Source organism: Chryseobacterium sp. Marseille-Q3244 (genome assembly GCF_940807095.1).
In the GTDB taxonomy this organism is placed as follows: domain Bacteria; phylum Bacteroidota; class Bacteroidia; order Flavobacteriales; family Weeksellaceae; genus Chryseobacterium.
Genome location: NZ_CALNWX010000003.1, coordinates 148,085 through 173,475 on the forward strand (window position 1 = coordinate 148,085; position 25,391 = coordinate 173,475).

The window sequence follows — 25,391 nt, forward strand, 5'->3', positions numbered from 1 at the left end:
ATCACGGACCACGAAATCCGCATCTCGAATCTCTCCTAATCCTCTTCCATTCTCAAGCACTCCTATTCGAAATACAACTATAATCCGTACTTTTGCACTATGTTCGATTACAGGTTAAAAGTTTTCCATACCGTAGCTTCCAGACTGAGTTTTACCAAAGCTTCTGAGGAGCTTCATATTTCACAGCCGGCAGTTACAAAACACATCAAAGAAATTGAAGTTCAGCTGAGCACCAAATTATTTGACAGAAAAGGAACTTCTATACAGTTAACACAAAGCGGCAAAATCCTGTTTGAATATGCTGAAAAAATCAGAAACATCTACCGTGATCTGGAATTTGAGATCAGCCAGATCAATCAACAGCATAAGGGAAAACTGATTATTGGAGCCAGTACCTCTGTTGCCCAATACATCCTACCTGAAATCCTTGCTAAATTTAATGCCTACTATAAAGACATTAAAATAGAACTTCTGACCGGAAATACAGAAGCCATTTCAGCTCTTTTAAAAGAAGAAAAAATTGATCTGGGTATCATTGAAGGAGAATCACAATCTTCATATTTTGACTATAAGACCTTTAAACCTGATGAAATTGTTCTCGCTGCCAAGTCAGATCATCCTTTAGCCCATAAAACACTAAATATTAAAGACCTTTATCAGCTTAATCTTATTTTCCGTGAGCAAGGTTCCGGAACTCTTGAATTCATACAAAATCGGTTAAAGGAAAAAGAAATTAACATCAATGAACTGAATACCGTTATCCAATTGGGAAGCAGCGAAAGTATCAAAAATTATCTTCTTCATTCGGACTGTATGGCTTTTCTTTCCATCAGCACCATTCTGAATGAGTTGAAAAATAATATTCTTACGGTTATTGACATAAAAAATTTCAGCATTGAAAGAGATTTTCATTTTATTCTGCCTAAAGGAGAACAGTCTGAGTTGATCGAGTTGTTTTTAAGGTTTGCAGAGTAATTGCCTGCTGTATACACCGAAGATGATACATGACAAAAAACTATTATTTGTGGTATGTTGACCACACTGTTTTTTTAGGTTTTGGCTAAAGCCAATGAATAGATTAATTTTTTAGATGAATTAAAAACCTATCTATTGATGTTGATATGGATAATTGTTCTTTAACGACAATACTTTCTTATTTCTTATTTATAACTTATAGTTATCCAACATAACAAAATACAATTTACTTTATAATAACATATTGCCGAATTTTGAACCAGATTTAAAAAGTTCGCTATATGAAAGATTTCATTCTCAATGAAACAACACGAAAAGTAATTTTTATTGGAATGGCGGTTTTATGCCTGACTCCATTAGTTTCTTCTCCCATTGCTCTCGCATTAGGCTTTGCCCTGGCTGTTTTTATGGGAAATCCATTTGAAAAACATTTGCATCACTATATTCATCTGTTGTTACAGATCTCTATTGTCGGATTAGGTTTTGGATTAAAACTGGATGAAGCGCTTCATGCCGGAAAAACAGGATTGATGTTAACTGTAGTAAGTATTATCAGTGTAATGGTCCTGGGATATTTTCTAGGAAAAATCTTTAAACTTGAAAGACCGTTATCCTATCTCCTGTCTGCCGGAACTGCCATCTGCGGAGGAAGTGCCATTGCTGCGGTTGCTCCTATCATCAAACCCAGCACAAAGCAAATTTCTTTGGCATTGGCTATTGTTTTTACATTGAACTCTATTGCATTGTTTGTTTATCCTGCTGTTGGACATCTTTTGCATCTTTCCCAGGAACAGTTCGGATTATGGTGTGCAGTAGGAATTCATGATACAAGTTCTGTGGTAGGAGCAGCCAGTAAATATGGTAATGAGGCTCTAAAAATTGCAACTACGGTTAAATTAGCCCGTGCTTTATGGATTATTCCGGTTTCTCTGATTACCATGTTCATTTTTAAAAGCAAAGATTCAAAAATTAAAATTCCATGGTTTATTGGTTATTTCATTTTGGCTATTCTGCTGAATACTTATTTTCCCGTTATGGATCAATTCAGTACTATTATTACCTCTTTTGCTAAATCCGGGCTGAATCTGACTTTATTTTTTATCGGTTCTACCCTTTCCATTCAAACTTTGAAAACGATAGGTTTTAAGCCTCTGTTTACAGCTGTACTGCTTTGGGTAACTATTAGTATTGGAAGCCTGCTATATATTATTCATTAAAAGCAGCAGCACCCTTCTGAAATCAGAAGGGTGCTGCCTATTAAATGTGGAAATGTTTATTCATCCATAACAATTTCTTAAACCTCTCCGCAAGTATAAACCTGCAGACAGCCCATATATATTGAGCAATAATCCGGGCCTGTTACAGCACCTGAACAACTGCATCCACAAAGAGATAAATCTGGTTTTCCGCTTACTCCTCCTGTAATATTTTTAAGATCTTGTTTTTTTAGCTTTTTAGCATTTTTAATAATGTTCATGTGATTTAGTTTTTTGATTAAACAATATAGTTTTAGTTACATTCCAAAGTTAAACAAATATTAATCACATGCAACCTATTTTATTATTTTTTTAAATAAAAGACTGATTACAAATAAATTAATATATTAAAAAACATAAAAACCCATCTCTATTTATTAAACAAGTTAAATATAATAGTCAATATAAAGCTTCCGAAATAAGCTTTAATAGCAAGTAAAAATGAATTTGAATAAAACTAATATAAGAAATTGGTGATTTTAATAAATGTCTGCAACCTTACCTATTCTTAAATTTTAATAAAAAATAAAAACCTTTCGATTTCTCAAAAGGTTTTCTAATCAATGATAATGTTTTCAGTTAACAGGTCATTACCTGCAAACATCTTTTATATTCTATACAATACGACGGGCCCGTCACTGCACCTGTGCAGCTACAGCCACATTTTGAAAGATCTGGAGTAATTGCACCGCCAACACCTCCTACAATATCTTTAAGAGTATGTCTTTCCAGCTTTTTAGCATTTTTAAAAATGTTTTGTGACATGATGATTTGATTTTAATTAGACATATATTTTGTTAGTTCGTTTTTAAAATTAAATAAATAAAAGTTATTCAAGACATAAAAAAATGTTAATTAACTCAATTTCACATATTTAAAAACAGATGACTATCTATCATTCAGTGAACTCAAGATCTCTGTCATGAGTTTCTGAGATCGTCAATGAAGAATAAAATGCCAATCCAAATACTACCAGCCCTACAATCGCAGCACTTCCCACTACTGAAAAATTACCTTTAAGAGAATCAAAAGCCAAAATCATTACAGGAACCAATCCTCTTACCATATTCGGAACAGTAGTGGTTGCTGTATTTCTGATATTGGTTCCAAACTGTTCTGCTGCCAGCGTAACAAACATCGCCCAATATCCGGTACCAAAGCCCAGCCATACACAAAATAAGTAGTACTTTGTCTCCGTATTGGTATTTCCAAACAGCATAATCCCTACCCCAACCAAAGTGAAAAGCAGCATATAAAATATGGCCATCTTACGCGATTTCAAAGCATGCGAAATAAAACCGCTCATCAGATCACCAACGGAAATACCTACATAAGCCCACATAATTGCTTTTCCAGGGTTAAGATCCTCAATTCCGAATTCAGGCGCAAATTGATTGGCTAAAACAGCCAGAATCCCTATACAATACCACGTAGGCAACCCCACAGCAATACATTTCAAATATCGTATCAACCTATCTTTATGGGTAAAAAAAGACAGAAAATTGCCTTTAGAAACGCTTTTATGTTCAATATTTTTATAGATTCCGGATTCTGAAACACTTATTCTCAGTAATAACAGCAGAATTCCCATTATTCCGCCAATGATGTAAGAGATATTCCAGCCTCCCGCTAGTTCTACCGTTAATTGAGCCACAACAGCTCCCATTAATCCAAAACCAGCAACCACAGAGGTTCCTATTGCTCTTAAATTCTTCGGCAGACTCTCAGAAACCAGGGTAATTCCGGCTCCAAGCTCTCCAGCAAGACCTATTCCTGCAATAAACCTTAAAGCTGCATATTGATATACTAAATGCTCTTTTGGAAAATAAGGTAAAAAACCACAGGCAATATTTGCCAGGGAATAAACCAGAATAGATCCAAAGAGCACGGAAAGCCTTCCTTTTTTATCTCCAAAGACTCCCCAGAATACTCCTCCGATGAGAAGCCCTACCATCTGACAGTTCAGGATAAAAGTTCCGTCAGCATCGGGATTCAGTCCTAATGCTTTTAAACTGGGAATTCTTACAATTCCAAACAGGAGCAGGTCATAGATATCTACGAAATAGCCAAGGGCTGAAATAATAACGGGAATAGAGAAAATGTACTTCAATTTTGAAGACAGAGATAATTCTTGCATTGTTAAGTTTTGATAAAAATAAAAAAACCTTTCAATTTCTTGAAAGGTTTTTATAAAATATCTTGTTCCGCTTATTATCTTGCAATATTCACGGCTCTTGTTTCTCTGATTACAGTTACTTTCACCTGTCCAGGGTAAGTAAGTTCATTCTGGATCTTTTCAGAGATATCGTAAGAAAGTTGAGAAGCAACTTCGTCGTTTACTTTTCCACTCTCTACCATTACTCTTAATTCTCTACCTGCCTGAATTGCGTAAGCGCTTGATACGCCATCAAAGCTTAATGCTGCAGATTCAAGATCCTTTAGTCTCTGGATATAAGATTCCAACACTTGTCTTCTCGCTCCCGGTCTTGCTCCTGAGATCGCATCGGCTACCTGAATGATTGGAGATAATAGAGACTTCATCTCAATCTCGTCGTGGTGAGCACCAATAGCATTTACTACTTCTGGATTTTCACCGTATTTCTCAGCCCACTGCATTCCTAATAAAGCGTGTGGTAATTCTGATTCCTGCTCAGGAACTTTACCAATATCATGTAATAGACCAGCTCTCTTAGCTAACTTAACGTTTAATCCTAATTCAGCAGCCATAGTTGCAGCGATATTTGCCACTTCTCTTGAGTGCTGTAATAAGTTTTGTCCGTAAGAAGAACGGTATTTCATTCTACCAACAATCTTGATTAATTCAGGATGTAATCCGTGGATTCCTAAATCAATAATAGTTCTCTTTCCTACTTCAATGATCTCTTCTTCAATTTGTTTTCTTGTCTTTTCTACAACTTCTTCGATTCTTGCCGGGTGAATTCTACCATCGGTAACCAATCTGTGAAGTGAGAGTCTTGCAATCTCTCTTCTTACAGGATCGAAGCATGAAAGAAGAATTGCTTCAGGGGTATCATCAACGATGATCTCTACTCCTGTTACCGCTTCTAAAGCACGGATGTTTCTACCTTCTCTACCGATGATTCTACCTTTTACCTCGTCAGATTCAATATTGAATACTGATACTGAGTTCTCGATAGCCTGTTCTGTTCCGATTCTCTGAATCGTTTGGATAACAATCTTTCTTGCTTCGTTCTTAGCATTCATCTGAGCTTCCTCCATAATACCCTGAACGTGTGCCTGAGCTCTTGTTTTAGCTTCAGCTTTCATGGTTTCTACCAATTCTGCTTTGGCTTCATCAGCAGTATAATTAGAGATTTTTTCAAGTATTTCTACTTTTTTAGCGGTAGCTACATCTAATTCCTGTTGTTTTCTGTCTAGAATCTCGTTCTTCTTAGCGTAATCTGCAATCTGTCTGTCTAAATCTTTTTCAAGTTTTCCAGTCTTACTAAGCTCATCATTCAGCTTATGTTCCTTGTCCTTAGTCCTTTTTTCAACTTCCTGCATTTTCTTTTCGCGGGACTGGATATCAGCATCGTGCTGTGATTTCAATTCAAGGAATTTTTCTTTAGCCTGAAGATTCTTTTCTTTCTTTATGGATTCAGCCTGTACGTTAGCTTTTTCTATAAGGTTTTCGGCGTTTTTATTAGCATCATCTATAATAAATTTTGCCTTAGTATTCAGAGAGCTTCTTGAGAAAAACATTCCCACTGCTGCACCAATTACTAAACAAACAACACCGACTATAACTTCTATCATAATGTATATTGAGTTTTAATTGTATTCATATCCTTTAAAAATAAAAAAGCCCACAATAATCCAGAGATTGAGAGTAAACTCCTAATCAACACGATTTGAACTGATTTCCACTGTCTGTAATCCGGAAGACCGGCACGCCATTCAGAGGACATTTGTTCGGTAATTGTTTAGCGTTGAGTTTACCTTTAATGTGTTAGAATCATTGTAGGCAGCTTGTTCAGGAAAAAAAATCTATTTCCCGATTTCATTCAACGATTGATTGATCTGTTCTAATCTTTCGTTGGTTGAATTAATATTTTTTTCGTAGTTAAGAGAAACTACTTCCGCATTGGTTCCCAGTTTTAGGGCACACATCGCTAAAGCATCCTGTTTATCTCTTACATCGAAGTTTTGTTCAAAATCTTTAATCATATTCTCGATCTGCTTCCCTACCTTACGCAACGTTTCTTCTTCTGCTGCCGGTACGTTCAGCGGATACACTCTTCCTGCAATGTTTACGGTTATTCTCCTTACCTCCATTATAGTCCACTGTTTTGAAGCTGAGCAATACAGAAATCAATTTCTTTTACCAATCTATTGATATGGTTTTTCATTAACCTATTGTGTTCAGGATTTCCTGATATTGCTGAATAAAGTTTTATATTTTTTTGTTCTTCTGCTAATACCTGATTTCTTCTTCTTTCCTCATCATATTTCACCTTCAGCTCTTCATGCTCACTACTTAATTCTGATAACTTTTCAGTAAGATTTCTGTAATTCTTTTGCAGAGCCAAAATTTTTCTCTCTAATTCTGAAAAATTGTTTTCTAAATCTTGAAGCATTTCAGGTTTGTATATTCTAACTAGAAGCAAAAATAAAAAAATATTAACACTAACAAAAATAAATAGTCCTATATTTTGATCTGCCAACAAAAAAGGAGATGCAAAAGCATCTCCTGAGTATTTTTAATATGATAATTTCTTATTCGAATTTCAGTACAAACATTACAGCTCTGGTCTGTAATGTAGAGACTGCAGAAGCCCAGTAAGGAGGTGTAGTAGCATTATCAGCTACTTTTTCATTGTTCATAAAGAATGTTCCTCTAATGGCAGGGGTCAGTTTAAATTTGTTGAAATAAAACTGGATTCCCATTTCTGCAGACCACGCAAAGTTGTGAGTGGTAGATCTAAAGATCTGCTGCATGTTGTCATCTGTAGAACTGGAATTAGACTGTAGGTTCACTACATAATTCACCCCAGCTGCAACATAAGGTCTTGAGTTATACCATCTTCTTCCGTGAAGTTCCAAAAGTACCGGAATGTCAACCAATGTAGATTTAATATCCCTTACTTTATCTTTTTCCTGTAAAGGGATCGGCGTGAAAGGAGGATTCGTTACAGATCCACCTGCATACGCATCATTGGATTGTGTATTAAAAGTCAGCTGTCTTTGTGCAAACTGCAACCCCGGCTCTACTCTTACATCCAGATAATCATTCAGTCTCCATTTTGCAATAAGCCCGGCACCGAAGCTGTAACTTTCTTTGGTACTGGTAACAAGATTCTGATTATCTTTCATCCCATAGGTTGGATGTAATACGATTCGGTAGTCCAGCTTATTCCCGTTCAAATAAAAACCCCAACTGAATTTCTGCTCGTCGAAATCTTCCAACTTGTCCATTCTGTTTCGGGTTCTAAATTGCGCGTTTGCAAAAACGGCAACATTTACTGAGGTTAAAACCAGTGCTTTTAATAGAAATTTATTCATAGGTTACTTTGTTGCTTTATAAATTGTGGCTATACCCAAACTTAATTTTTTATATTCAACTTTCTTAAATCCCGTATCTAAAAGAATTTGCTTCATCTTCTCCCCAAAAGGAAAAGCATTTACAGAATCCGGAAGGTATGTATACGCCCTATTATCTTTGGAAACCAGCTTACCTATTGCAGGTAATATATTTTTGAAATAAAACATATACAATGGTCCCATGAAACCCTCAACCTTTGAAAACTCCAGTATATAAACACTCTTGTTATCTTTAACTACTCTTCTTAACTCTGCCAAACCTTTGGTAAGGTTCTCAAAATTCCTTACTCCAAATGCAACGGAAACAGCATCAAATCTATTGTCCTCGAAAGGTAAATTTTCTGCATCTCCTTTTTGCATGGAAATTTTGCCGTCTAATTTAAGTTTTTTTATTTTAATAACGCCAACATTGAGCATTTGTTGTGATAAATCTAAACCAACTACTTTTGAACCGGTTCCTTTTTCAATTGTAATTGCCAGATCTCCCGTTCCAGTAGCCACATCCAGCACTTCTTGCGGGTTATCATTTTTCATCCATTTTACCAATTTATTTCTCCATAAAATATCAATTTTCATGGATAAAACACGGTTCAAAAGGTCATACTTCGGCGCAATATTGTCGAACATATCCTCTACCTGGCTTTTCTTAGTAGCCTCAGAATTGTAGGGAGTAACTTTAGTGATATCTTTTGTCAAAACTTAAAACTTGTAATATTCTTTATAATAATTTAGGAAATCCTGCTTTCTGAAGACTTTTGATCTTGATTCCACTTGCTGGACATTTTTGATCACTTTGTCATAATCTTCATCTACATTGTAATAAAAATCTTCTGTGTAAAGCTTATTGAAACGCTTTGCTCCTCCGTAGTAGTCCTTCCCGTCAATAACGGTTTTGTCAAGAGCCGTTAATAACGAATCTTTTTTAAGGTTATACCCGTAGTACTGGTCATTCACGTAGTAATCCTGATGCGCAATATTGAGCAGACCACGAAGTTTGTTGACTTCAAATGCAGAATCGTAAAGCATTTTTTTATTCTGATCGAAAACCTGAATAGAGTTTTTTCCCTTATTCAAATCCACATGCACATACTGCCCCGCTGATATAATTCCTTCAGAACCATTATTGATTTTAAAGTAATACGTATTCGGGGTAGGATTATCTACCACATAATAATTCTTCTTGGCTAAAAAAAGGAAGTAGATCCCAAAGGCAACGATAAACGCCACACCTGCAATAAGTAAGCCTTTTAAGGATGGGTTGTTTTTCATAGATTGTAAAGTACAATTTTTGCAAATTTAATAATATTTTTAATTCTCCGTTATTAATATTAATTATTAACTTTGCATCTTTAAAAAAATCATATAAACGAATGCCGAATACGATCATTATTGGCTCTGGATCTTACATTCCGAACAGAGTTATTGGTAGAGATTACTTCATGAATTCCGAGTTCTATACTGAAGACGGAGTAAAGATTGAAAAGCCTGTGGAAGAGACCATTGCGAAGTTTGTAGAAATTACAGAAATCGAAAACAGGAGATTCATTGAGGATGATCTTTCCAACTCACAGATCGGTTATGAAGCCGCAAAAATTGCCCTTGAGGATGCAAAAGTTGACGGCGAAGAACTGGATTATATTATTTACGCAAGTAATTTCGGGGAAGTTACTGAGAACGGATACGCAGACTTTATGCCAACGATGGCAGCAAGAGTGAAAAATAAACTGGGAATTAAAAACAGAAAATGCGTAACGTATGACATGATTTTCGGATGTCCGGGATGGGTGGAAGGTATGATTTTAGCAGACAACCTGATTAAGGCTAAAGTTGCCAAAACCATCCTTATTATCGGAGCTGAAACATTAAGCCGTGTAACAGATCCTTATGACAGAAACAGAATGATCTTTGCTGATGGTGCTGGTGCAGTAGTAGTAAAAGCTACAGATGAAGAAAATGTAGGAATCATCGCCCACAATACCATTTGTGATAATGGCCCTGAATTAAACTACCTTGAAAATCAACCTTCCATCAACAAGGAGGTAGATCAAAAACGTTTGTATGTAAGAATGTTGGGTAGAAAAATCTACGAATACGCTCTTAAAAACGTTCCTGTAGCCATCAAAGATACGATTACCGATGCTGGTCTTTCTATCGAAGATATCGACAAAATTCTTATCCACCAGGCTAATGCAAAAATGGACTATGCTATGATTGAAAGACTTCACAGGCTTTATGATGTGAAAGAATATGATCACGCAATCTCTCCTATGACGATCCAAAACCTTGGAAACACATCTGTGGCAACCATTCCTACTATGTATGATTTAATAATTAAAGGAAAAATGGAAGGTCAATCGTTTAAAGAGAATGGTAACATTATAATGACTTCGGTAGGTGCCGGAATGAACATTAATGCTATCGTTTACAGATTTCCTTAAAAATAATTTTAATTAAAAATATAAAAAAGCACAAAGGAAGTCTTCTTTTGTGCTTTTTTTGAATCAGAATATGCAAAAGAATTTTTTAATTATTGCCGGAATCTTCCTATTTCTGGAAGTTTATATTTATCAGGCTGTCAGAACGCTGACCGACAATTTCTGGATAAGAACCAGCTATTGGGTAATCTCCTTAATTATTTATGGAATATTTGCTTATGAAGTTACCCACTACCAGAGATCAGACCGCAGCACACTGAGAGCCCAGATCATGATCTCACTATTTCTGGTATTTATACTTCCAAAAATATTTATTGTTTTATTCTTATTAATTGATGACCTCATCAGATTCGGAGGCTATCTGATAGGATTTGCAAAACCGGCTGAAAACTTTTTTCCGGAAAGGCGTAAATTTCTGAGCCTTGTAGGATTGGGAATGAGCGGTGTGCTTTCCGCCTTGTTCATAGACGGAATTACATTCGGGAAATACCGTCACAAGGTAAGAAGAGTGAAAGTAAAGTTCTCTAATCTACCAAAGGCTTTTAAAGGATATAAAATCATTCAGATCTCTGATGTTCACAGTGGAAGCTTTCCCGATCCAAGTAAACTGCAACACGCTGTTGACCTGATTAATGAGCAAAAACCGGATCTTGTTTTATTTACCGGAGATATGGTAAATAATGTAGCAGATGAATTCAAACCCTTTATTCCTTTGTTTTCACAGATTAAAGCTAAGGATGGTAAACTTGCAGTGTTAGGAAATCACGATTATGGTGATTATGTAACCTGGGAATCACCTGCAGCTAAAAAAGAAAACCTTGACACTTTGATTGATTATGAAAAGCAGGCAGGATTTGATATGCTTAGAAATGAACACAGAGTCATCGAGAAAGACGGTGAGAAACTCTACATTCTGGGGGTTGAAAACTGGGGACTGAAACCTTTTCCTCAGTTTGGAAAAATTGACGATGCCTTAAAAGGTGTTCCAGAATCCGCTACAAAGATCTTAATGAGTCATGACCCTACCCACTTTGATTATGTAGTGAAAAAACACCCAGAAAACATTCATCTGACCCTTTCAGGTCATACTCACGGAATGCAGTTTGGGCTGGATCTTAAAAATATCAAATGGTCCCCTGTTCAATATCGTTATCCAAAATGGGCGGATCTGTATGAAAGTGAAGGAAAATTACTGTATGTAAACAGAGGATTTGGTGTATTGGGATACCCGGGAAGAGTTGGTGTTCTTCCAGAAATCACACTTTTTGAACTAAGCTAGTTAAGGTTTAAGGTTTAAGGTTTAAGGTTTAAGGTTTAAGGTTGGAAATTAAGGAATTAAAAATTGGCTATCATGACAAACGGCCACTCTCCAATACCTGCAATCTGACAACTACCATCTGCAACCTAAAAAATATAATCTTTCATACGGGAAGTTGCCATATCTCTCTCGTTAAGAAAAGTAAGGAGGGCATCTAATTTGTCCTCCATTTTTTTGCCCGAAAATAAGCTTCGGTAAAAAGGAATATCAAAGGGATGTTTTTTGAAATCTGTAAACTGCCATGCATTAAGATAAATCAGCACAAATTCTTCATTCTGCAATGTCTCTAGTACCATGTTCTCATAATACTTCATTGGCAGCATCTGAAATACAAAATCATTGTAAGGTAATTGGCTGTAAGGAGAGATACTTTCCGGCACAATACTCAGCCCATCTTCTTCTGTAATCTCAGTATCTCTTCTCAGGCGTTTGAACGGAAAAAGGATATTCGCATTATCAATATTGGAAACATAATTAAACTCCAAAAGCTTCAGATTCTCCTGTGGAATTTTTACATCTTTCTGACGAATACCTCTAATCTGTTTTTCCAAAAGATCCTGAATATTCTTCTTGGCATTTTCAATTTCTTCAAGATTTGAACCTTGATTATAAAAAGCAATTTCATGCCCTTTGGATGAAATTGCTTTTATAAGATTCTGCAGTTTTTCAGTAAGAGAAATCTCAATAAAAAAACTTGCTTTTATATCATGAATATCTAAAATTCTGAGAATTGCTTTTGTATTCTCTTCTGTAATTTTCAACCTTACATCACTGGTAATCTGAGAGCCATTTTTTGTTCCAGCTTCAATATTTGCAATGTTAAAAGTCAATAATATCATTTCAATTAAATTTTAGATAAAAACTATAATAAGCTAAAAATCAAATGTTAAAGGATTAATTATTTAAAGTATTACTTTACATTATTAATTCTTTGCTAATTTTACTCTTAGATTCTTAATCATGTCTTTCGTCATTTCAGAAATTCCAAAATCATAAGCTAATCCCCAGTCTTTTTTAGCAACAGAATCATCAATAGAAGCAGGCCAAGAATCTGCAATTGCCTGTCTGAAATCAGGGTTATAATCAATGCTGAAATCCGGAATTTCTTTCTTGATTTCTTCTGCCAGTTCTTTTGGCGTAAATGACATTCCCCCTAAATTATAAGACGAACGAACGGTCAAACTTTCCTTCGGCGCATCCATTAATTTCAGCGTTGCGTTGATGGCATCATCCATATACAACATTGGCATTCCTGTGTCTTCAGAAATGAAACTTGTATACTTACCATCTTCAATAGCTTTATAGAAAATTTCAACAGCATAGTCAGTTGTTCCCCCCCCTGCCGGAGTCTTCCAGGAGATCAACCCAGGATACCTGATACTTCTTACATCCACGCCATATTTGTCGAAATAGTATTCGCACCACTTCTCCCCTGCCATCTTAGAAATCCCATACACTGTTGTTGGGTTCAGCACTACCTCCTGTCCTACATCATGTTTTGGAATTCCTTTTCCAAACACCGCGATAGAACTTGGCCAGAAGATCTTTTTAAGAAGCCCTTCTTTAGCCATTTCACAAAAATGAAGAAGTGGTTCAAGATTTAATTTCCATGCGAAAATAGGCTGCTTTTCCGAAGTACCGGATAAAAGCGATGCAAGGTGATACACTGTAGTGATGTCGTAATCCTTTACAACTTGTCTCACTAATTGAGTATTGGTAACATCCATTCTTTCATAGTGCCCCGCAGAGGTAATTCCTTCCTGCCATCTGTCCAGCCCTGAAGCGACAACATTTTCCGCTCCATGAATTTCAACAAGTCTATTGGTAAGCTCGGTGCCAATTTGTCCCAGAGCACCTGTAATCAGTATTCTTTCCGTATAGGATTCCATTTTTTAGATTTTTTTAGAATTGTACAAAAGTAAAAAAAACATGTCAACCATAATAATAAAGGTGTATTTAAAATACATTCCCCAATTGCCATGATTTTTTTTAAAGGTAAATTCTGAGAAAAGCAGGAAACTTGATGAGAGAAGCCATTAAAGTCTTTACAACAATGGAAAATCAAACGTATTCCCTATTGAGCATACTTATATAAGCTATAAGACCCATAGAAAACCTCTTCATCTCTCTATCTTACTTTCCTGGCTCCAACCCTAAGTTATTAATGTAATTTCCATATTTTTGTATAAGAAAAACAATCATTATGAAGAAGATTTTAATAGCTTCGATTATTTTAGCCAGTCAGCTTAGCTGGGCCCAATTTACAGATATCAATATTGTAAAAGAGGTAAAGGTTAAGAATAAAGGTGTAGTGGTATCTGCACATCCACTAGCTAGTGAAGCGGGGGCAAAAATCCTGAGAATGGGAGGAAATGCTTATGATGCCATTACAGCTACTCAGTATGCATTAGCTGTAGTATATCCGCAGGCAGGAAACATTGGCGGCGGCGGATTTCTGGTGGGTGTAAAAAATAATGGTGAAAGATTCACTTTGGATTACAGAGAAACAGCTCCTAAAAAAGCCTCCAGGGATATGTATCTCGATAAAAATGGAAAAGCCAACACAGACCTATCTCAAAACGGACGTCTAGCGGTAGGTATTCCGGGAAGTGTGGCAGGGTTCTTTGCTACCCTGAAATACTGTAAACTTCCGATGGAAAAGATCATTCAACCCGCTATTGATCTGGCAGAACAAGGATTTGCCATCACGGAACAGGAAGCTGATATGCTTAATAACAATAGAGAACATTTTAAGAAACATAATAAATCTGCTATCATTTTTGTAAAGGATGCTCCATGGAAAGCAGGCGACCTTTTAGTACAGAAAGATCTTGCAGAAACGCTGAAATTGATCCAAAAACTCGGAGCAAAAGGATTCTATGAAGGTAAAACAGCCGATCTCCTGATTGCTGAAATGAAAAAAGGGAACGGAATCATTACTTTTGAAGATCTTAAAAATTATAAGGTTGCTGAAAGAAAAGCCCTGGAGTTTGAATATAAAGGAAACAATGTAGTTTCAATGCCTTTACCTTCCAGTGGCGGGCTGCTTCTTGCTCAAATGCTGAGAATGGCCAGCTTTGAAAACCTTGAAAAATACCAGCAAAATTCAGCACAGGCTGTACAAATTATGACTGAAGCAGAAAGAAGAGCTTTTGCCGACAGAGCAGAATATATGGGTGATCCGGATTTTATCCAGGATAAAACTTCTTACCTTATTTCTGATGAATATTTAAAAGGCAGATGGAAAAGCTTTAGCTTTGATAAAGCCACTCCAAGTTCAGAAGTTGGAAAAATCATAGAACAACCTAAAGAATCTACACAAACCACTCACATTTCTGTGCTTGATAAGGATGGAAATGCAGCCTCCGTAACCACTACGCTGAACGGTTATTATGGTAGTAAAGTTTTGGTTTCCGGAGCCGGATTCTTCTTAAATAATGAAATGGATGATTTCTCTATTAAACCAGGAGTTCCAAATATGTTTGGAGCTGTAGGTGGTGAGGCAAATGCTATACAGCCAAATAAAAGAATGCTTTCTTCCATGACTCCTACGATTCTGCTTAAAAACGGAAAACCTTACATGGTAGTAGGAACTCCGGGAGGAACTACTATTCCTACTTCAGTATACCAATCTATTGTCAATGTGGTTGATTTTAAATTAAATGCTAATATTTCAGTGAATGCACCTAAGTTTCACCACCAGTGGCTTCCGGAAACGATAAAGGTTGAAAATAATTTTCCTGAAAGTACTATTGCTGAACTTAAAAAGAAAAATTACACCTTTGAAAAGGTAAAACAGATTGGAAAAACGGAAGTTATTGTCCTTGATGAAAACGGAAACATCCATGCTGTGGCAGACGGACGTGGAGATGACTCTGTAGCAGTAGAATAAACATTACCATACCCCTTCATATAGCTTCGGCTTCATTCCAAAGACCAGATGGACTACAGGGAATGAAGCCGAAGTCTTTTTTTGCACCACCCAAGTCTGAAACCACAGATTATTTTTCATGACTTTTGTCAGTTTTTAAGATGAAATTTCTTAATTTTCGCCCTTAAAAAAACAAAACGACTGTTCATTGAAAACAAAAAAAATATACAATCAGCTCTATTTTCAGGTTATTATCGCCATCACTGCAGGTGTTCTTCTTGGAAACTTTTATCCTGAACTGGGAGAAAAAATGAAACCTTTAGGAGATGGCTTCATCAAATTGGTAAAAATGATTATTGCTCCGGTCATTTTCATTACCCTCACCCTGGGAATTGCCCATATGACGGATCTCAAAAAAGTAGGAAGAATTGCCATAAAAGCCATGATTTATTTCTTCACCTTCTCTACCCTAGCTCTTATCATTGGCCTTGTGGTTGGAAATCTTTTACAGCCTGGTCATGGTTTAAATATTGATCCGGCAACCCTTACCGGAAATGTATCAGAATATCAGCAGAAGGCTCATGAATCCACACTTACGGGTTTCATTATGAACATTATCCCTGAAACACTTTTCAGTCCTTTGGTAGGTGAAAACATCCTTCAGGTTCTTCTTATTGCTATTTTAACAGGCGTTGCCCTGGTTTTAACGAAGGAAAAAAGCCAAAAAGTAACCGATTTTCTTCAGGCTCTGTCTGCTCCGATATTCAAAATCGTCCATATTCTGATGAAACTTGCACCCGTAGGTGCTTTCGGGGCAATGGCATTTACTATAGGAAAATATGGACTACATTCTGTTCTGAATCTTATATTCCTGGTAGCTACATTCTATATTACCTCTTTCCTTTTTGTAGTTTTAGTGTTAGGAGCAGTGGCATGGTATAACGGTTTTAACATTTTCAAACTATTACTTTATCTAAAAGAAGAGCTTCTTTTGGTTTTAGGGACAAGTTCTTCGGAATCTGCCCTTCCTGGAATCATGGAGAAAATGGAAAAGGCAGGCTGCTCACGAACTATAGTAGGCCTTGTAGTTCCTACGGGTTATTCTTTCAATCTTGATGGAACAAATATCTATATGACTCTTGCTTCCTTATTTATAGCACAGGCCCTCAATATTCATCTTCCTATTGAAAAACAACTGATGCTTCTTTTAGTAGCCATGCTAAGCTCAAAAGGGGCTGCGGGTGTTACTGGCGCAGGGTTTGTAACATTGGCAGCAACATTAGCCGTTGTTCCAGAAATCCCTATAGCCGGAATGACTTTGATTCTCGGAATTGATAAGTTTATGAGCGAATGTCGTGCATTAACCAATGTTATCGGGAATTCTGTGGCCACTGTTGTTGTGGCAAATTGGGAGAAACAACTGGATAAGGATCAATTACAATATTGTTTGGATCATCCTTATGAGATAGAAAAGAAATTAGAAATTTGATTTGAGTGAAAAGAATCGATATGTCGGAAATTATTGTCTGACTTTAAACACTGATGTACCCACCCAATAAAAAAAATGGAATACTGGTCTTTCAAAATAGAAATGATAGTTGTGATAAAAATACAATCACAAGAGTGAACCTGAAAAATGGGTTACCTCAAAGATTCTTTAGAAAATGTAAAAAAGATTTTGGTGATATTTACGGCTTTGACGGAACAAACTAAATAACACTTTACACCAAAATATTCAAACTTGCTGGTTGTACTTTCACATGAATGGGTGATTCTATCTTATTAAACTCACCATCAAGGTGCCAGTTTTTGGTATTTACTTTAAATGAAATTTCTGAAACAGGAAGATAAGTTACGTATTCATCATCCTTTAATTTCTTCGTAAACATTCTGAAAGCGAACAATGCGGAATAGGTCAAAGGGAACTTTTTTACCAAAACCATATCTACCAACCCATCGCTTTTGCTTGCTTGGGGTGCAATATAGGCGTTATTCCCAAACTGGCGGGTATTGGCAACATTAAGCATCAGGTACCTGCCGTTGTACTGCTTATATTCTTCCTCAAAAAAAGTAACTTTGATAGGTCTATAATTGAAGAATGTCTTCAGGGAAACTTTGATATAGTTTTTAAATCCACGGCTTGTCTTTTCAAACTCTTTTACCACTTTCCCGTCAAAACCTGTTCCTGAAACATTGATGGAAAGCCTGTCATTGACCGTAAATGTATCAATTTTTCTGGATTGCTTAGCTTTTATTTTCTCCAAAAGTTCATCCAGATTCTTACTGAAACGGGTCTCATTGGAAAATCCGTTTCCTGAACCTGCCGGGAAAATTGCCAGTATTTTGTCTGTAAAAATCAGGTTCTTGGCTACGGTAGAAATGGTTCCATCTCCTCCAATAGCTACAAAAATATCGACTTCATTAAAATGCTTTTTAATAAATTCGTCTGTTCCCGGAATAGATTCAGAGACATAGTACAAAGGCCTACCTACCTTATTTTTAAGTTCATTCAAAAACGGCTGATAATTCTTTTTGGCCGAAAAAGGATTGATGATAAAAGCTACTTTTTCCATTACCACAAAAATAGAAAATGCTTCCTGAACCCGGAAGCATTAAGTTATTTAATTTTCATTCTTTCTTTAAATTCTGCATTTAATGTGCTCTTCAGCTCTTCCCATGAAATAGGAATTGTAATATCTCCTGCTGCAAATGCCGCAATTTCATATGGACTATAGTGAAAATACAGGTTTTTATCATCAAAATAGAAGTTATCTGAGGCCGGAATTTTTTCCACCAACAACATTTCGGAATTCTTTACGCTTCCGTCTCCATCCATTGTACCACTATTGATATTATCAATATTTTTCATGAGCATCGCTTCTAGCTTACTTTTTGGAGTGGAAGTAATATCTTTTAATTCTAATTTCTTATTATTTTTAAGATCAAAAACCCTTTCTGAGAACCCGTAATTATCATGTGCTCCTCCTTCATATCCGCTTCCCGTATATTGAATATGAACATACCCATTGGTGTCGGATACCAAATTCATATGAGAGCTTGAATACCAGTCCTGAGCATAAGTAATGTCTGAAGCCCAATCTTTACTGTCTTTTTTTACAGAATTGAAATAATTATTTTTTTCATTCTCCAAATAAGCTTGAAGTCCAGCTTTAGAAAAATCTTTTATTTTATCATTCTGGAAATAGATACTGTCTAAAAGCGCTTTATCTTTTATAGTAGGAAATACTAACAATTTGGATGTATACGTAAGTTTTAACGAATCTGTAATTTTTGTAGAATCTTTTATTACTAGTGAATCTACTGCAAATTCTTCGGATTTTTTATTTTCCGTTTTCTCCATTGACGTTGCTGTTACTTCATTTTTCTTACAGGCAGTAAAAACAAAGAATGAAGAAAGTGCAAGAACGGAAATCATATTTTTCATAATTTTAATTTTGGGTATTCAATACAAAAACCATTCAAAAGATGAATGGTTTTAGAAAATTTATTTAAAAAAATAAAATTAAGGTTACAAACAACTCATAATTATTTCTTTACTAAGCTGATAACCTGATTTTCCTGTTTGGAAGCCACTTCCCAAATTTGTTTGAACGCAGGATAGTATTCTTTAGGATAATTGGCACTGGAAACTTTTGTAGTAGTAGTTACTTCTAACCTATTTCCTTTTTGTTCAATAATATAACTGTATGCGATCTCTTTATCATCTGTTACAATTCTTTTATTTTTTGGCAATTCTTCAATTACATTTCATCAATCTTATTGATCTGAACTGTTGTAAAATCTTTTCTGATAACAGCATTAGCATTTTTCCTTAAGTTTTCTGGAATTGTAGAAGCCGGATAGATTTGGGCAAGGTACATTGAGGCTGTAGACAATGCCCCAAGAAATAATATTTTCATCATGGTTATTATAATTGGACAAAAATAATAAAATAGTGATAATTGTTAAAGAAAACTTAAAAAAAATAACATTGTAAAATTAAATACCCCAAACAATAACTACAATATATTGATTTTCAAAAATTTAAATTATTAAATTCTCCCAATTTAATGAAATAATAAAGGCTCCACATCGTGAAGCCTCAACTAATACTTAAAAAAGCATTATCCTAAATTTACCTTAAATAAGGTTGTAAATAATCAAAGGTTCTTTATATACAAGCAAAAATGACGGTTTGAATGTATAGGTCTTTTGAATCATTTAAAATTAAAAATATTTTAATATGAAACGGTAAGTTTCATATTGTCTGCGGTTTCAAATTTAAAATAATTTTCAATTGTTATAATTCAATGATTATAGAATTAATTATACAGAAGAGTACAATAAATACTACAAATCATTATAGTATCCAATAAAAAAAGACTCCATTTCTGAAGTCTTTAAATTTTCTATTTATTTTTTAATCATTCGGAATTCTTTTACTGTCATAGGTATCACTTCCAAGGCCCAGAACCGGAATAAAAATAAACCCAAAGAAAAACAGCAAGATTGTGTAAATCGGAGTTTCTTTTCCAAAACCTTTCGCCAATCTGTCATTGACTACCCAAGCAGCATAAAGATTTACAAATGGAATTAGGAATAAGATGATCCACCATATTGGCTTTTTCACAATATCCAACATCACAACCGCATTATAGATAGGAACAAAAGCTGCCCAGGCATCTTCTCTACCTGCTTTTTTAAAGATTTTGAACATACAATATCCATAAAACAGATATATTAGTAAGCTCATGAACATTGATCCAATCCCTAATCCTGCACCAGCTGCACCAGAAACCGCGTCTACTCCATTGTAGGAGTCTGTTTGTAAAAGAGTTAACATATTATTATTTTTTTTGGTTTATCCAAATATAAAAAAAGCTTCTAAATAATTAGAAGCTTTTTTTGATATTTTAAAAAACGTTTATGCATCAATTTTTGCATATTTTGCATTTTTCTCGATAAACTCTCTTCTTGGCGGAACCTCATCTCCCATCAACATTGAGAAAACACTATCTGCCTCTACTGCATTATCAATCGTTACTTGTTTCAGAATTCTGTGTTCAGGATTAAGAGTTGTCTCCCAAAGCTGCTCAGGGTTCATTTCTCCAAGACCTTTATAACGCTGTACTTCAACACCTTTCCCATCCGGAGACATTTCTAAAGTAAACTCTTCACGCTCTTTCTCGTTGTAAGCGTATATTTTTTTGTTCCCTCTTTTCAATAAATACAAAGGAGGTTGAGCAATATAAATATACCCGTTCTCAATAAGCTCCTTCATATATCTGAAGAAGAAAGTAAGAATCAAGGTAGAAATGTGAGATCCATCAATATCGGCATCGGTCATGATAACAATTTTATGGTATCTTAACTTAGCCATATTCAATGCCTTGCTATCTTCTTCTGTCCCTACAGAAACTCCAAGAGCAGTATAGATGTTTCTGATCTCTTCGTTATCATATACTTTATGAAGCATAGATTTTTCTACGTTCAAAATTTTACCTCTTAATGGAAGAATAGCCTGGAAGTGTCTGTCACGTCCTTGTTTAGCTGTTCCACCTGCGGAATCTCCCTCTACAAGGAAAATTTCAGATTCTGCCGGGTCTTTGGAAGAACAGTCAGATAGTTTCCCAGGAAGCCCTGAACCTCCCATTGGAGATTTTCTCTGAACCATTTCACGAGCTTTCTTAGCAGCCTGTCTTGCTTTTGCAGCCAAAACAACTTTCTGAACGATCTGTTTTGCTTCATTAGGGTTTTCTTCAAGGAAATTCGTTAACATTTCCCCTACAATTTTATCTACAGCCCCGGAAACTTCAGAGTTTCCTAGTTTTGTTTTCGTTTGTCCTTCAAACTGAGGTTCCATTACTTTTACAGAAATTACAGCCGTTAACCCCTCACGGAAGTCATCCCCTGTAATTTCTACTTTTTCTTTTTGTGGGATCCCCAAATCATCAGCATATTTCTTAAGAGTTCTCGTTAAAGCACGTCTGAAACCTGCTAAGTGAGTTCCTCCTTCATGAGTGTTGATGTTATTTACATATGAGTGAAGGTTCTCATTGAAGGAAGTATTGTAACGCATTGCTACTTCTACAGGAATATTATCTCTTTCTCCTTCCATGAAAATCACATGTTCCATAATAGATTCACGATTTCCATCGATATAAGCAACAAATTCCTTTAATCCTCCTTCAGAATGGAAAATTTCTGATCTGAAAGAACCGTCTTCTAATTTCTCTCTTTCATCGGTAAGGGTAATCGTAATTCCCTTGTTAAGGTAAGAAAGTTCTCTTAAGCGGCTTGCTAAAGTATCATAATTATAAACTAATTCTGTAAAAATAGTATCATCCGGCTGGAAAAACTGTTTTGTTCCTCTTTTGTCACTATTTCCAATTTCTTCAACACCTGTTTGTGCTTTTCCTTTGGAATAGATCTGCTGATAAACGTTTCCATCTCTGTAAACCGTAGTGATCATCTCGTTGGAAAGTGCATTCACACACGATACTCCAACCCCGTGAAGACCTCCTGAAACCTTGTAAGAGTCTTTATCAAACTTACCTCCGGCTCCAATTTTTGTCATTACAACCTCAAGAGCAGATTTTTGTTCTTTTTCGTGGAAGTCAACCGGAATACCTCTACCGTTATCGCTCACTTCGATCCCGTTTCCTTCTTTAATGGCAACAAAGATCGTGTCGCAGAATCCTGCCAATGCTTCGTCGATAGAGTTATCTACTACTTCATAAACCAAATGATGGAGACCTCTTAATCCCACATCACCAATGTACATTGAAGGACGCATACGTACGTGCTCCATTCCTTCCAATGCCTGAATACTACTAGCTGTATATTGTTTTTGACTCATATTAAATATTAAAAATCTTGCTATATGCAAAGACTTACAAATATCGTGATTTTTTTCGAGGTATGAAAGTTAAAAAGTGTCAAAAAAATGTAGAGTTTTCTTAGCGAAAACATAAGGAATGGCTAGCCAATAAAAGATTCAAAATTAAAATGTATTACTGAAATATCAACTGTTTTAAATCATACTCAACATCAATAATTTATGCGTAAATTTATTTACTGAAAAGTTGATATTATGGATGATTTTATAGCTGCCCGCGCCCAGATGGCGCTTTCTCTGGGCTTCCATATCATATTCTCCTGTGTGGGAATGGTAATGCCTTTCTTAATGGCTTTTGCCCATTGGAAATACCTGAAAACCAAAAATGAAGTGTATAAAGGCCTCACAAAAGCCTGGAGCAAAGGAGTTGCGATCTTATTTGCTACCGGTGCTGTTTCAGGAACGATGCTTTCCTTTGAGCTGGGACTTTTATGGCCCGGATTTATGAAACACGCAGGTCCTATCTTCGGAATGCCCTTCTCATTAGAAGGTACTGCTTTCTTTATTGAAGCCATCGCCATTGGATTCTTCTTATATGGATGGGATAAGTTCAATAAGTGGTTTCACTGGTTCTGCGGTTTTCTTGTAGGAGTAAGCGGGTTGGCATCCGGTATTTTAGTAGTAGCCGCCAATGCCTGGATGAACTCTCCTGCCGGTTTCGATTATATTAACGGACAATACCTTAATATAGATCCTATTAAAGCCATGTTTAATGATGCATGGTTTCCACAGGCTCTTCACATGACCGTTGCTGCTTTTTGTGCTACAGGATTTGCAGTAGCCGGAGTTCATGCCTTTTTAATTATGCGAAAAAAGAATGTGGAGTTTCATACCAAAGCATTCAGAATTGCAGTGGGTTTTGCTCTAATTGGAGCGTTTGGAGCCCCTTTAAGTGGAGATGTAGCTGCAAAGTCTGTTGCAGAAAGGCAACCTATCAAATTAGCAGCTATGGAAGCTCACTTTGAAACGGAAAAAGGGGCTGCCTTTGTAATTGGTGGAATTCCTGATGAGGAGAAGGAGGAAATAAAATATGCAATTAAAATCCCCAAAGTATTAAGCTTTCTGGTAAGCAATGATTTCAATGCTGAAGTAAAAGGGCTTAAAGACTTCCCAAGAGACGAATGGCCACCGATAGCGGTTACCCATTATGCCTTTCAGATTATGATTTTCTTTGGAGTAATAATGATCTGCATAGGAACGGTATATCTTTATGCTTTCTTCTTTAAAAAGGAATGGCTGACCAAAAACTGGTTATTAAAAACATTTCTAATTGCTACTCCATTTGGATATATTGCCCTGGAAGCAGGATGGACTGTTACTGAAGTAGGAAGACAGCCTTGGATTATTTATGGAGTGATGAGAACAATAGATGCCGTAACCCCAATGCCGGGAATACAGTATTCATTCTATTTTTTCACCGCAATCTTTATATCCTTATCATTGATTCTGATCTTCCTTTTAAGAAGACAAGTCCAAATGGTCCCTAGACTTTACGATCCAACAGACCCACAGTTTAACGATAAAAACAAAAAATCATGATCTACATTGTTATAGGATTTCTCTGGCTTTCCATCTGTCTTTATATTATTCTGGGCGGGGCTGACTTTGGGGCAGGTATTGTAGAACTTTTTACGAATAAAAAAGCCCGCCATAAAACTCATGAAATTATGTATGAATCAATTGCCCCCGTCTGGGAAGCCAATCACATGTGGCTGATTATTGCCATTGTTATCCTTTTTGTAGGCTTTCCTGAGATTTATACTACAATGTCTACCTATCTTCATATTCCTTTAGTCTTAATGCTTGTAGGAATTATTGCAAGAGGAACAGCCTTTACATTCAGGCACTATGATGCAGTAAAGGACAACTGGCAGGTTTTATATACTCAGATTTTCTATTATGCCAGTCTTTTAACCCCATTCTTTTTGGGATTAATTGCAGCAGCAACGGTTTCATACTCTATCAATCCTGATGCTACTACCTTTTTGGATCTGTATGTTTACAGCTGGCTGAATTGGTTTGGAGTTTCTGTAGGTTTATTCACTGTAGCATTGTGTGCTTATCTTGCTTCTATCTTTTCATTGAGAGAAACCCGTGGGAAAGAAGAATTGCTATTAATGATCAGAAAATCAAAACAAACAATGATCTTTGTTGTCATTACAGGAGTTCTTGTATTCGCTACAGCTTACCTTTCGGATATTCCTCTTTTAACCTGGGTATTTTCAAAACCTTTAGGAATCATGGCGATTGCTTTTGCCACGGTTGCTTTATTGCTTATTTTAAGAGCTCTCAACAACCAGAAATTACTTCCTGTAAGAGCTCTGGCAGGCTTTCAAATGGTTATGATCCTTGTGGCGGCAACTTATCAGCACAACCCGGATATTATCTTATTAGGTAATGGGCAACATCTTTCACTGTTAGAACATATGGCACCTCCCAAGACTATTTCTGCATTGGGATGGGCATTGATGCTAGGTTCATTATTTATTCTTCCGTTTTTATTTTACCTGATGGCTTCATTCAGTAAGCTGAGAAAATAAGTAAATATGCAAAGTTATAAGGACAAAACAGAACTTATTGAAGAGATCAAAACAAGATACCATCTTTATGATCAGGAGTTTGATGATATTAAAGAAGCTGAAAAAGATCTGTTAAAACCAGGAGTGGATAAAACTCCATCCCAGAATATATCCTATCAGATTGGCTGGACACATTTAATCCTTCAATGGGAATCTGATGAGAAAAAAGGAATTGAAGTAAAAACACCAACTCCAGAATACAAATGGAATAATTTAAAAGGATTATACCAGTCTTTCTATGAACAATATGGCTCCTATAGCTTATCAGATCAAAGAGAACTCCTAAAAAAGCAAGTCAATGAAATCATAAAATGGATTGAAAGTCTTGATGATAATACCCTATTTGTTCCTGAACAGAGAAAATGGGCAACAACATCAGCTAAATGGCCCGTTTGGAAATGGATCCATATCAATACGGTTGCCCCTTTTAAAAATTTCAGGTCACAGCTAAGAAAATGGAAAAAAGAAACCGGTACAGAATAATTCTGTACCGGTTT

The 25,391-nt window shown here is 36.0% G+C and carries 26 protein-coding genes; 9 read left to right on the plus strand and 17 right to left on the minus strand.

Translation table 11 applies throughout. The features are described 5' to 3' along the window. Positions 1 to 99: 99 nt before the first annotated feature. Together NBX25_RS06490 and NBX25_RS06495 are read left to right on the plus strand one after the other, a co-directional pair. Complete coding sequence (locus NBX25_RS06490; RefSeq protein ID WP_123908271.1) at positions 100 to 975, plus strand: LysR substrate-binding domain-containing protein; 876 nt, start codon at positions 100 to 102, stop codon at positions 973 to 975. A gap of 281 nt (positions 976 to 1,256) precedes the next feature. Continuing rightward, positions 1,257 to 2,192: a YeiH family protein gene (locus tag NBX25_RS06495; protein WP_250253192.1), complete on the plus strand. Its 936-nt coding sequence runs from the start codon at positions 1,257 to 1,259 to the stop codon at positions 2,190 to 2,192. A gap of 77 nt (positions 2,193 to 2,269) precedes the next feature. Here the strand turns inward: NBX25_RS06495 and NBX25_RS06500 are convergent, their stop codons facing one another. The 9 genes from NBX25_RS06500 to NBX25_RS06540 form a co-directional block, all read right to left on the minus strand. After that, positions 2,270 to 2,452, minus strand: coding sequence for a hypothetical protein (locus NBX25_RS06500; RefSeq protein WP_250253194.1), 183 nt, complete (start codon positions 2,450 to 2,452; stop codon positions 2,270 to 2,272). Between the two features lie 358 nt (positions 2,453 to 2,810). Beyond that, a complete protein-coding gene (locus tag NBX25_RS06505; RefSeq protein ID WP_123908274.1) occupies positions 2,811 to 2,996 on the minus strand; it encodes a hypothetical protein in 186 nt (61 codons plus the stop codon). Between the two features lie 130 nt (positions 2,997 to 3,126). Next, positions 3,127 to 4,368 carry an MFS transporter gene (locus NBX25_RS06510; protein WP_123908275.1) on the minus strand — a complete coding sequence of 414 codons (1,242 nt, stop codon included), beginning with the start codon at positions 4,366 to 4,368 and terminating at the stop codon, positions 3,127 to 3,129. 74 nt (positions 4,369 to 4,442) lie between these two features. Beyond that, positions 4,443 to 6,008 carry a ribonuclease Y gene (rny, locus tag NBX25_RS06515; protein ID WP_185145585.1) on the minus strand — a complete coding sequence of 522 codons (1,566 nt, stop codon included), beginning with the start codon at positions 6,006 to 6,008 and terminating at the stop codon, positions 4,443 to 4,445. Positions 6,009 to 6,239: 231 nt separating this feature from the next. Next, positions 6,240 to 6,527, minus strand: coding sequence for a cell division protein ZapA (locus NBX25_RS06520; RefSeq protein ID WP_089733225.1), 288 nt, complete (start codon positions 6,525 to 6,527; stop codon positions 6,240 to 6,242). Then, positions 6,527 to 6,916, minus strand: coding sequence for a hypothetical protein (locus NBX25_RS06525; RefSeq protein WP_250253196.1), 390 nt, complete (start codon positions 6,914 to 6,916; stop codon positions 6,527 to 6,529). The genes NBX25_RS06520 and NBX25_RS06525 overlap by 1 nt, the downstream gene beginning before the upstream one ends. 52 nt (positions 6,917 to 6,968) lie before the next feature. Beyond that, the gene (gene porT, locus NBX25_RS06530) at positions 6,969 to 7,754 is read right to left on the minus strand and encodes a type IX secretion/gliding motility protein PorT/SprT (protein ID WP_123908277.1); all 786 of its coding nucleotides are present in this window, start codon (positions 7,752 to 7,754) and stop codon (positions 6,969 to 6,971) included. A gap of 3 nt (positions 7,755 to 7,757) precedes the next feature. Further along, complete coding sequence (gene ubiE, locus NBX25_RS06535) at positions 7,758 to 8,489, minus strand: bifunctional demethylmenaquinone methyltransferase/2-methoxy-6-polyprenyl-1,4-benzoquinol methylase UbiE (RefSeq protein ID WP_123908278.1); 732 nt, start codon at positions 8,487 to 8,489, stop codon at positions 7,758 to 7,760. Positions 8,490 to 8,492: 3 nt separating this feature from the next. Further along, positions 8,493 to 9,062: a hypothetical protein gene (locus tag NBX25_RS06540; protein ID WP_123908279.1), complete on the minus strand. Its 570-nt coding sequence runs from the start codon at positions 9,060 to 9,062 to the stop codon at positions 8,493 to 8,495. Positions 9,063 to 9,163: 101 nt separating this feature from the next. Here NBX25_RS06540 and NBX25_RS06545 point away from each other — a divergent pair, with 101 nt between their 5' ends. After that, positions 9,164 to 10,231, plus strand: a complete 1,068-nt coding sequence (locus tag NBX25_RS06545; RefSeq protein ID WP_123908280.1) for a 3-oxoacyl-ACP synthase III family protein — start codon at positions 9,164 to 9,166, stop codon at positions 10,229 to 10,231. Positions 10,232 to 10,301: 70 nt separating this feature from the next. Next, entirely contained in the window at positions 10,302 to 11,507 is a 1,206-nt protein-coding gene (locus NBX25_RS06550) for a metallophosphoesterase (RefSeq protein ID WP_250253198.1), read from the plus strand. Positions 11,508 to 11,632: 125 nt separating this feature from the next. Here NBX25_RS06550 and NBX25_RS06555 read toward each other — a convergent pair whose 3' ends face one another. After that, positions 11,633 to 12,385 (minus strand): polysaccharide deacetylase family protein, encoded by a 753-nt coding sequence (locus tag NBX25_RS06555; protein ID WP_123908282.1) that lies wholly within the window; start codon positions 12,383 to 12,385, stop codon positions 11,633 to 11,635. Positions 12,386 to 12,469: 84 nt separating this feature from the next. Then, a complete protein-coding gene (locus NBX25_RS06560) occupies positions 12,470 to 13,435 on the minus strand; it encodes an NAD-dependent epimerase/dehydratase family protein (protein ID WP_123908283.1) in 966 nt (321 codons plus the stop codon). Positions 13,436 to 13,749: 314 nt separating this feature from the next. Here NBX25_RS06560 and ggt point away from each other — a divergent pair, with 314 nt between their 5' ends. Next, a complete protein-coding gene (gene ggt / locus NBX25_RS06565) occupies positions 13,750 to 15,438 on the plus strand; it encodes a gamma-glutamyltransferase (protein WP_123908284.1) in 1,689 nt (562 codons plus the stop codon). A gap of 187 nt (positions 15,439 to 15,625) precedes the next feature. Next, positions 15,626 to 16,906: a dicarboxylate/amino acid:cation symporter gene (locus NBX25_RS06570; RefSeq protein ID WP_250253199.1), complete on the plus strand. Its 1,281-nt coding sequence runs from the start codon at positions 15,626 to 15,628 to the stop codon at positions 16,904 to 16,906. Positions 16,907 to 17,138: 232 nt separating this feature from the next. Here the strand turns inward: NBX25_RS06570 and NBX25_RS06575 are convergent, their stop codons facing one another. The 6 genes from NBX25_RS06575 to gyrB all read right to left on the minus strand — a co-directional run bounded on the left by NBX25_RS06575 (position 17,139) and on the right by gyrB (position 22,276). Continuing rightward, the gene (locus NBX25_RS06575; RefSeq protein WP_123908290.1) at positions 17,139 to 17,990 is read right to left on the minus strand and encodes a diacylglycerol/lipid kinase family protein; all 852 of its coding nucleotides are present in this window, start codon (positions 17,988 to 17,990) and stop codon (positions 17,139 to 17,141) included. A 44-nt stretch (positions 17,991 to 18,034) separates the two neighbouring features. After that, on the minus strand, positions 18,035 to 18,862 hold the full coding sequence (locus tag NBX25_RS06580; RefSeq protein ID WP_250253201.1) for an RsiV family protein: 828 nt from the start codon (positions 18,860 to 18,862) through the stop codon (positions 18,035 to 18,037). A 101-nt stretch (positions 18,863 to 18,963) separates the two neighbouring features. Beyond that, the gene (locus NBX25_RS06585; protein ID WP_250253203.1) at positions 18,964 to 19,170 is read right to left on the minus strand and encodes a DUF3858 domain-containing protein; all 207 of its coding nucleotides are present in this window, start codon (positions 19,168 to 19,170) and stop codon (positions 18,964 to 18,966) included. 8 nt (positions 19,171 to 19,178) lie between these two features. Continuing rightward, complete coding sequence (locus tag NBX25_RS06590) at positions 19,179 to 19,340, minus strand: hypothetical protein (RefSeq protein ID WP_250253204.1); 162 nt, start codon at positions 19,338 to 19,340, stop codon at positions 19,179 to 19,181. A 497-nt stretch (positions 19,341 to 19,837) separates the two neighbouring features. Next, on the minus strand, positions 19,838 to 20,260 hold the full coding sequence (locus NBX25_RS06595; RefSeq protein WP_123908297.1) for a DUF5684 domain-containing protein: 423 nt from the start codon (positions 20,258 to 20,260) through the stop codon (positions 19,838 to 19,840). Between the two features lie 81 nt (positions 20,261 to 20,341). Further along, on the minus strand, positions 20,342 to 22,276 hold the full coding sequence (gene gyrB, locus NBX25_RS06600) for a DNA topoisomerase (ATP-hydrolyzing) subunit B (RefSeq protein WP_250253206.1): 1,935 nt from the start codon (positions 22,274 to 22,276) through the stop codon (positions 20,342 to 20,344). Positions 22,277 to 22,510: 234 nt separating this feature from the next. Here gyrB and NBX25_RS06605 point away from each other — a divergent pair, with 234 nt between their 5' ends. The 3 genes from NBX25_RS06605 to NBX25_RS06615 are packed head-to-tail and all read left to right on the plus strand — an operon-like array spanning position 22,511 to position 25,377. Beyond that, positions 22,511 to 23,854 (plus strand): cytochrome ubiquinol oxidase subunit I, encoded by a 1,344-nt coding sequence (locus tag NBX25_RS06605; protein WP_123908300.1) that lies wholly within the window; start codon positions 22,511 to 22,513, stop codon positions 23,852 to 23,854. Then, on the plus strand, positions 23,851 to 24,855 hold the full coding sequence (locus tag NBX25_RS06610) for a cytochrome d ubiquinol oxidase subunit II (RefSeq protein ID WP_123860093.1): 1,005 nt from the start codon (positions 23,851 to 23,853) through the stop codon (positions 24,853 to 24,855). The genes NBX25_RS06605 and NBX25_RS06610 overlap by 4 nt, the downstream gene beginning before the upstream one ends. Positions 24,856 to 24,861: 6 nt before the next feature. Further along, positions 24,862 to 25,377, plus strand: a complete 516-nt coding sequence (locus tag NBX25_RS06615; protein ID WP_250253207.1) for a ClbS/DfsB family four-helix bundle protein — start codon at positions 24,862 to 24,864, stop codon at positions 25,375 to 25,377. The last annotated feature ends 14 nt before the right edge of the window (positions 25,378 to 25,391 follow it).

Coding starts and splice junctions, on each gene's coding strand:
- NBX25_RS06610 (WP_123860093.1), top strand. CDS start 23,851: ATGATCTACATTGTTATAGGATTTCTCTGGCTTTCCATCTGTCTTTAT.
- NBX25_RS06560 (WP_123908283.1), bottom strand. CDS start 13,435: ATGGAATCCTATACGGAAAGAATACTGATTACAGGTGCTCTGGGACAA.
- NBX25_RS06590 (WP_250253204.1), bottom strand. CDS start 19,340: ATGATGAAAATATTATTTCTTGGGGCATTGTCTACAGCCTCAATGTAC.
- gyrB (WP_250253206.1), bottom strand. CDS start 22,276: ATGAGTCAAAAACAATATACAGCTAGTAGTATTCAGGCATTGGAAGGA.
- NBX25_RS06505 (WP_123908274.1), bottom strand. CDS start 2,996: ATGTCACAAAACATTTTTAAAAATGCTAAAAAGCTGGAAAGACATACT.
- rny (WP_185145585.1), bottom strand. CDS start 6,008: ATGATAGAAGTTATAGTCGGTGTTGTTTGTTTAGTAATTGGTGCAGCA.
- NBX25_RS06605 (WP_123908300.1), top strand. CDS start 22,511: ATGGATGATTTTATAGCTGCCCGCGCCCAGATGGCGCTTTCTCTGGGC.
- NBX25_RS06615 (WP_250253207.1), top strand. CDS start 24,862: ATGCAAAGTTATAAGGACAAAACAGAACTTATTGAAGAGATCAAAACA.
- porT (WP_123908277.1), bottom strand. CDS start 7,754: ATGAATAAATTTCTATTAAAAGCACTGGTTTTAACCTCAGTAAATGTT.
- NBX25_RS06520 (WP_089733225.1), bottom strand. CDS start 6,527: ATGGAGGTAAGGAGAATAACCGTAAACATTGCAGGAAGAGTGTATCCG.
- NBX25_RS06495 (WP_250253192.1), top strand. CDS start 1,257: ATGAAAGATTTCATTCTCAATGAAACAACACGAAAAGTAATTTTTATT.
- NBX25_RS06490 (WP_123908271.1), top strand. CDS start 100: ATGTTCGATTACAGGTTAAAAGTTTTCCATACCGTAGCTTCCAGACTG.
- NBX25_RS06510 (WP_123908275.1), bottom strand. CDS start 4,368: ATGCAAGAATTATCTCTGTCTTCAAAATTGAAGTACATTTTCTCTATT.
- NBX25_RS06550 (WP_250253198.1), top strand. CDS start 10,302: ATGCAAAAGAATTTTTTAATTATTGCCGGAATCTTCCTATTTCTGGAA.
- ggt (WP_123908284.1), top strand. CDS start 13,750: ATGAAGAAGATTTTAATAGCTTCGATTATTTTAGCCAGTCAGCTTAGC.
- NBX25_RS06545 (WP_123908280.1), top strand. CDS start 9,164: ATGCCGAATACGATCATTATTGGCTCTGGATCTTACATTCCGAACAGA.
- NBX25_RS06500 (WP_250253194.1), bottom strand. CDS start 2,452: ATGAACATTATTAAAAATGCTAAAAAGCTAAAAAAACAAGATCTTAAA.
- NBX25_RS06580 (WP_250253201.1), bottom strand. CDS start 18,862: ATGAAAAATATGATTTCCGTTCTTGCACTTTCTTCATTCTTTGTTTTT.
- NBX25_RS06555 (WP_123908282.1), bottom strand. CDS start 12,385: ATGATATTATTGACTTTTAACATTGCAAATATTGAAGCTGGAACAAAA.
- NBX25_RS06540 (WP_123908279.1), bottom strand. CDS start 9,062: ATGAAAAACAACCCATCCTTAAAAGGCTTACTTATTGCAGGTGTGGCG.
- NBX25_RS06595 (WP_123908297.1), bottom strand. CDS start 20,260: ATGTTAACTCTTTTACAAACAGACTCCTACAATGGAGTAGACGCGGTT.
- NBX25_RS06575 (WP_123908290.1), bottom strand. CDS start 17,990: ATGGAAAAAGTAGCTTTTATCATCAATCCTTTTTCGGCCAAAAAGAAT.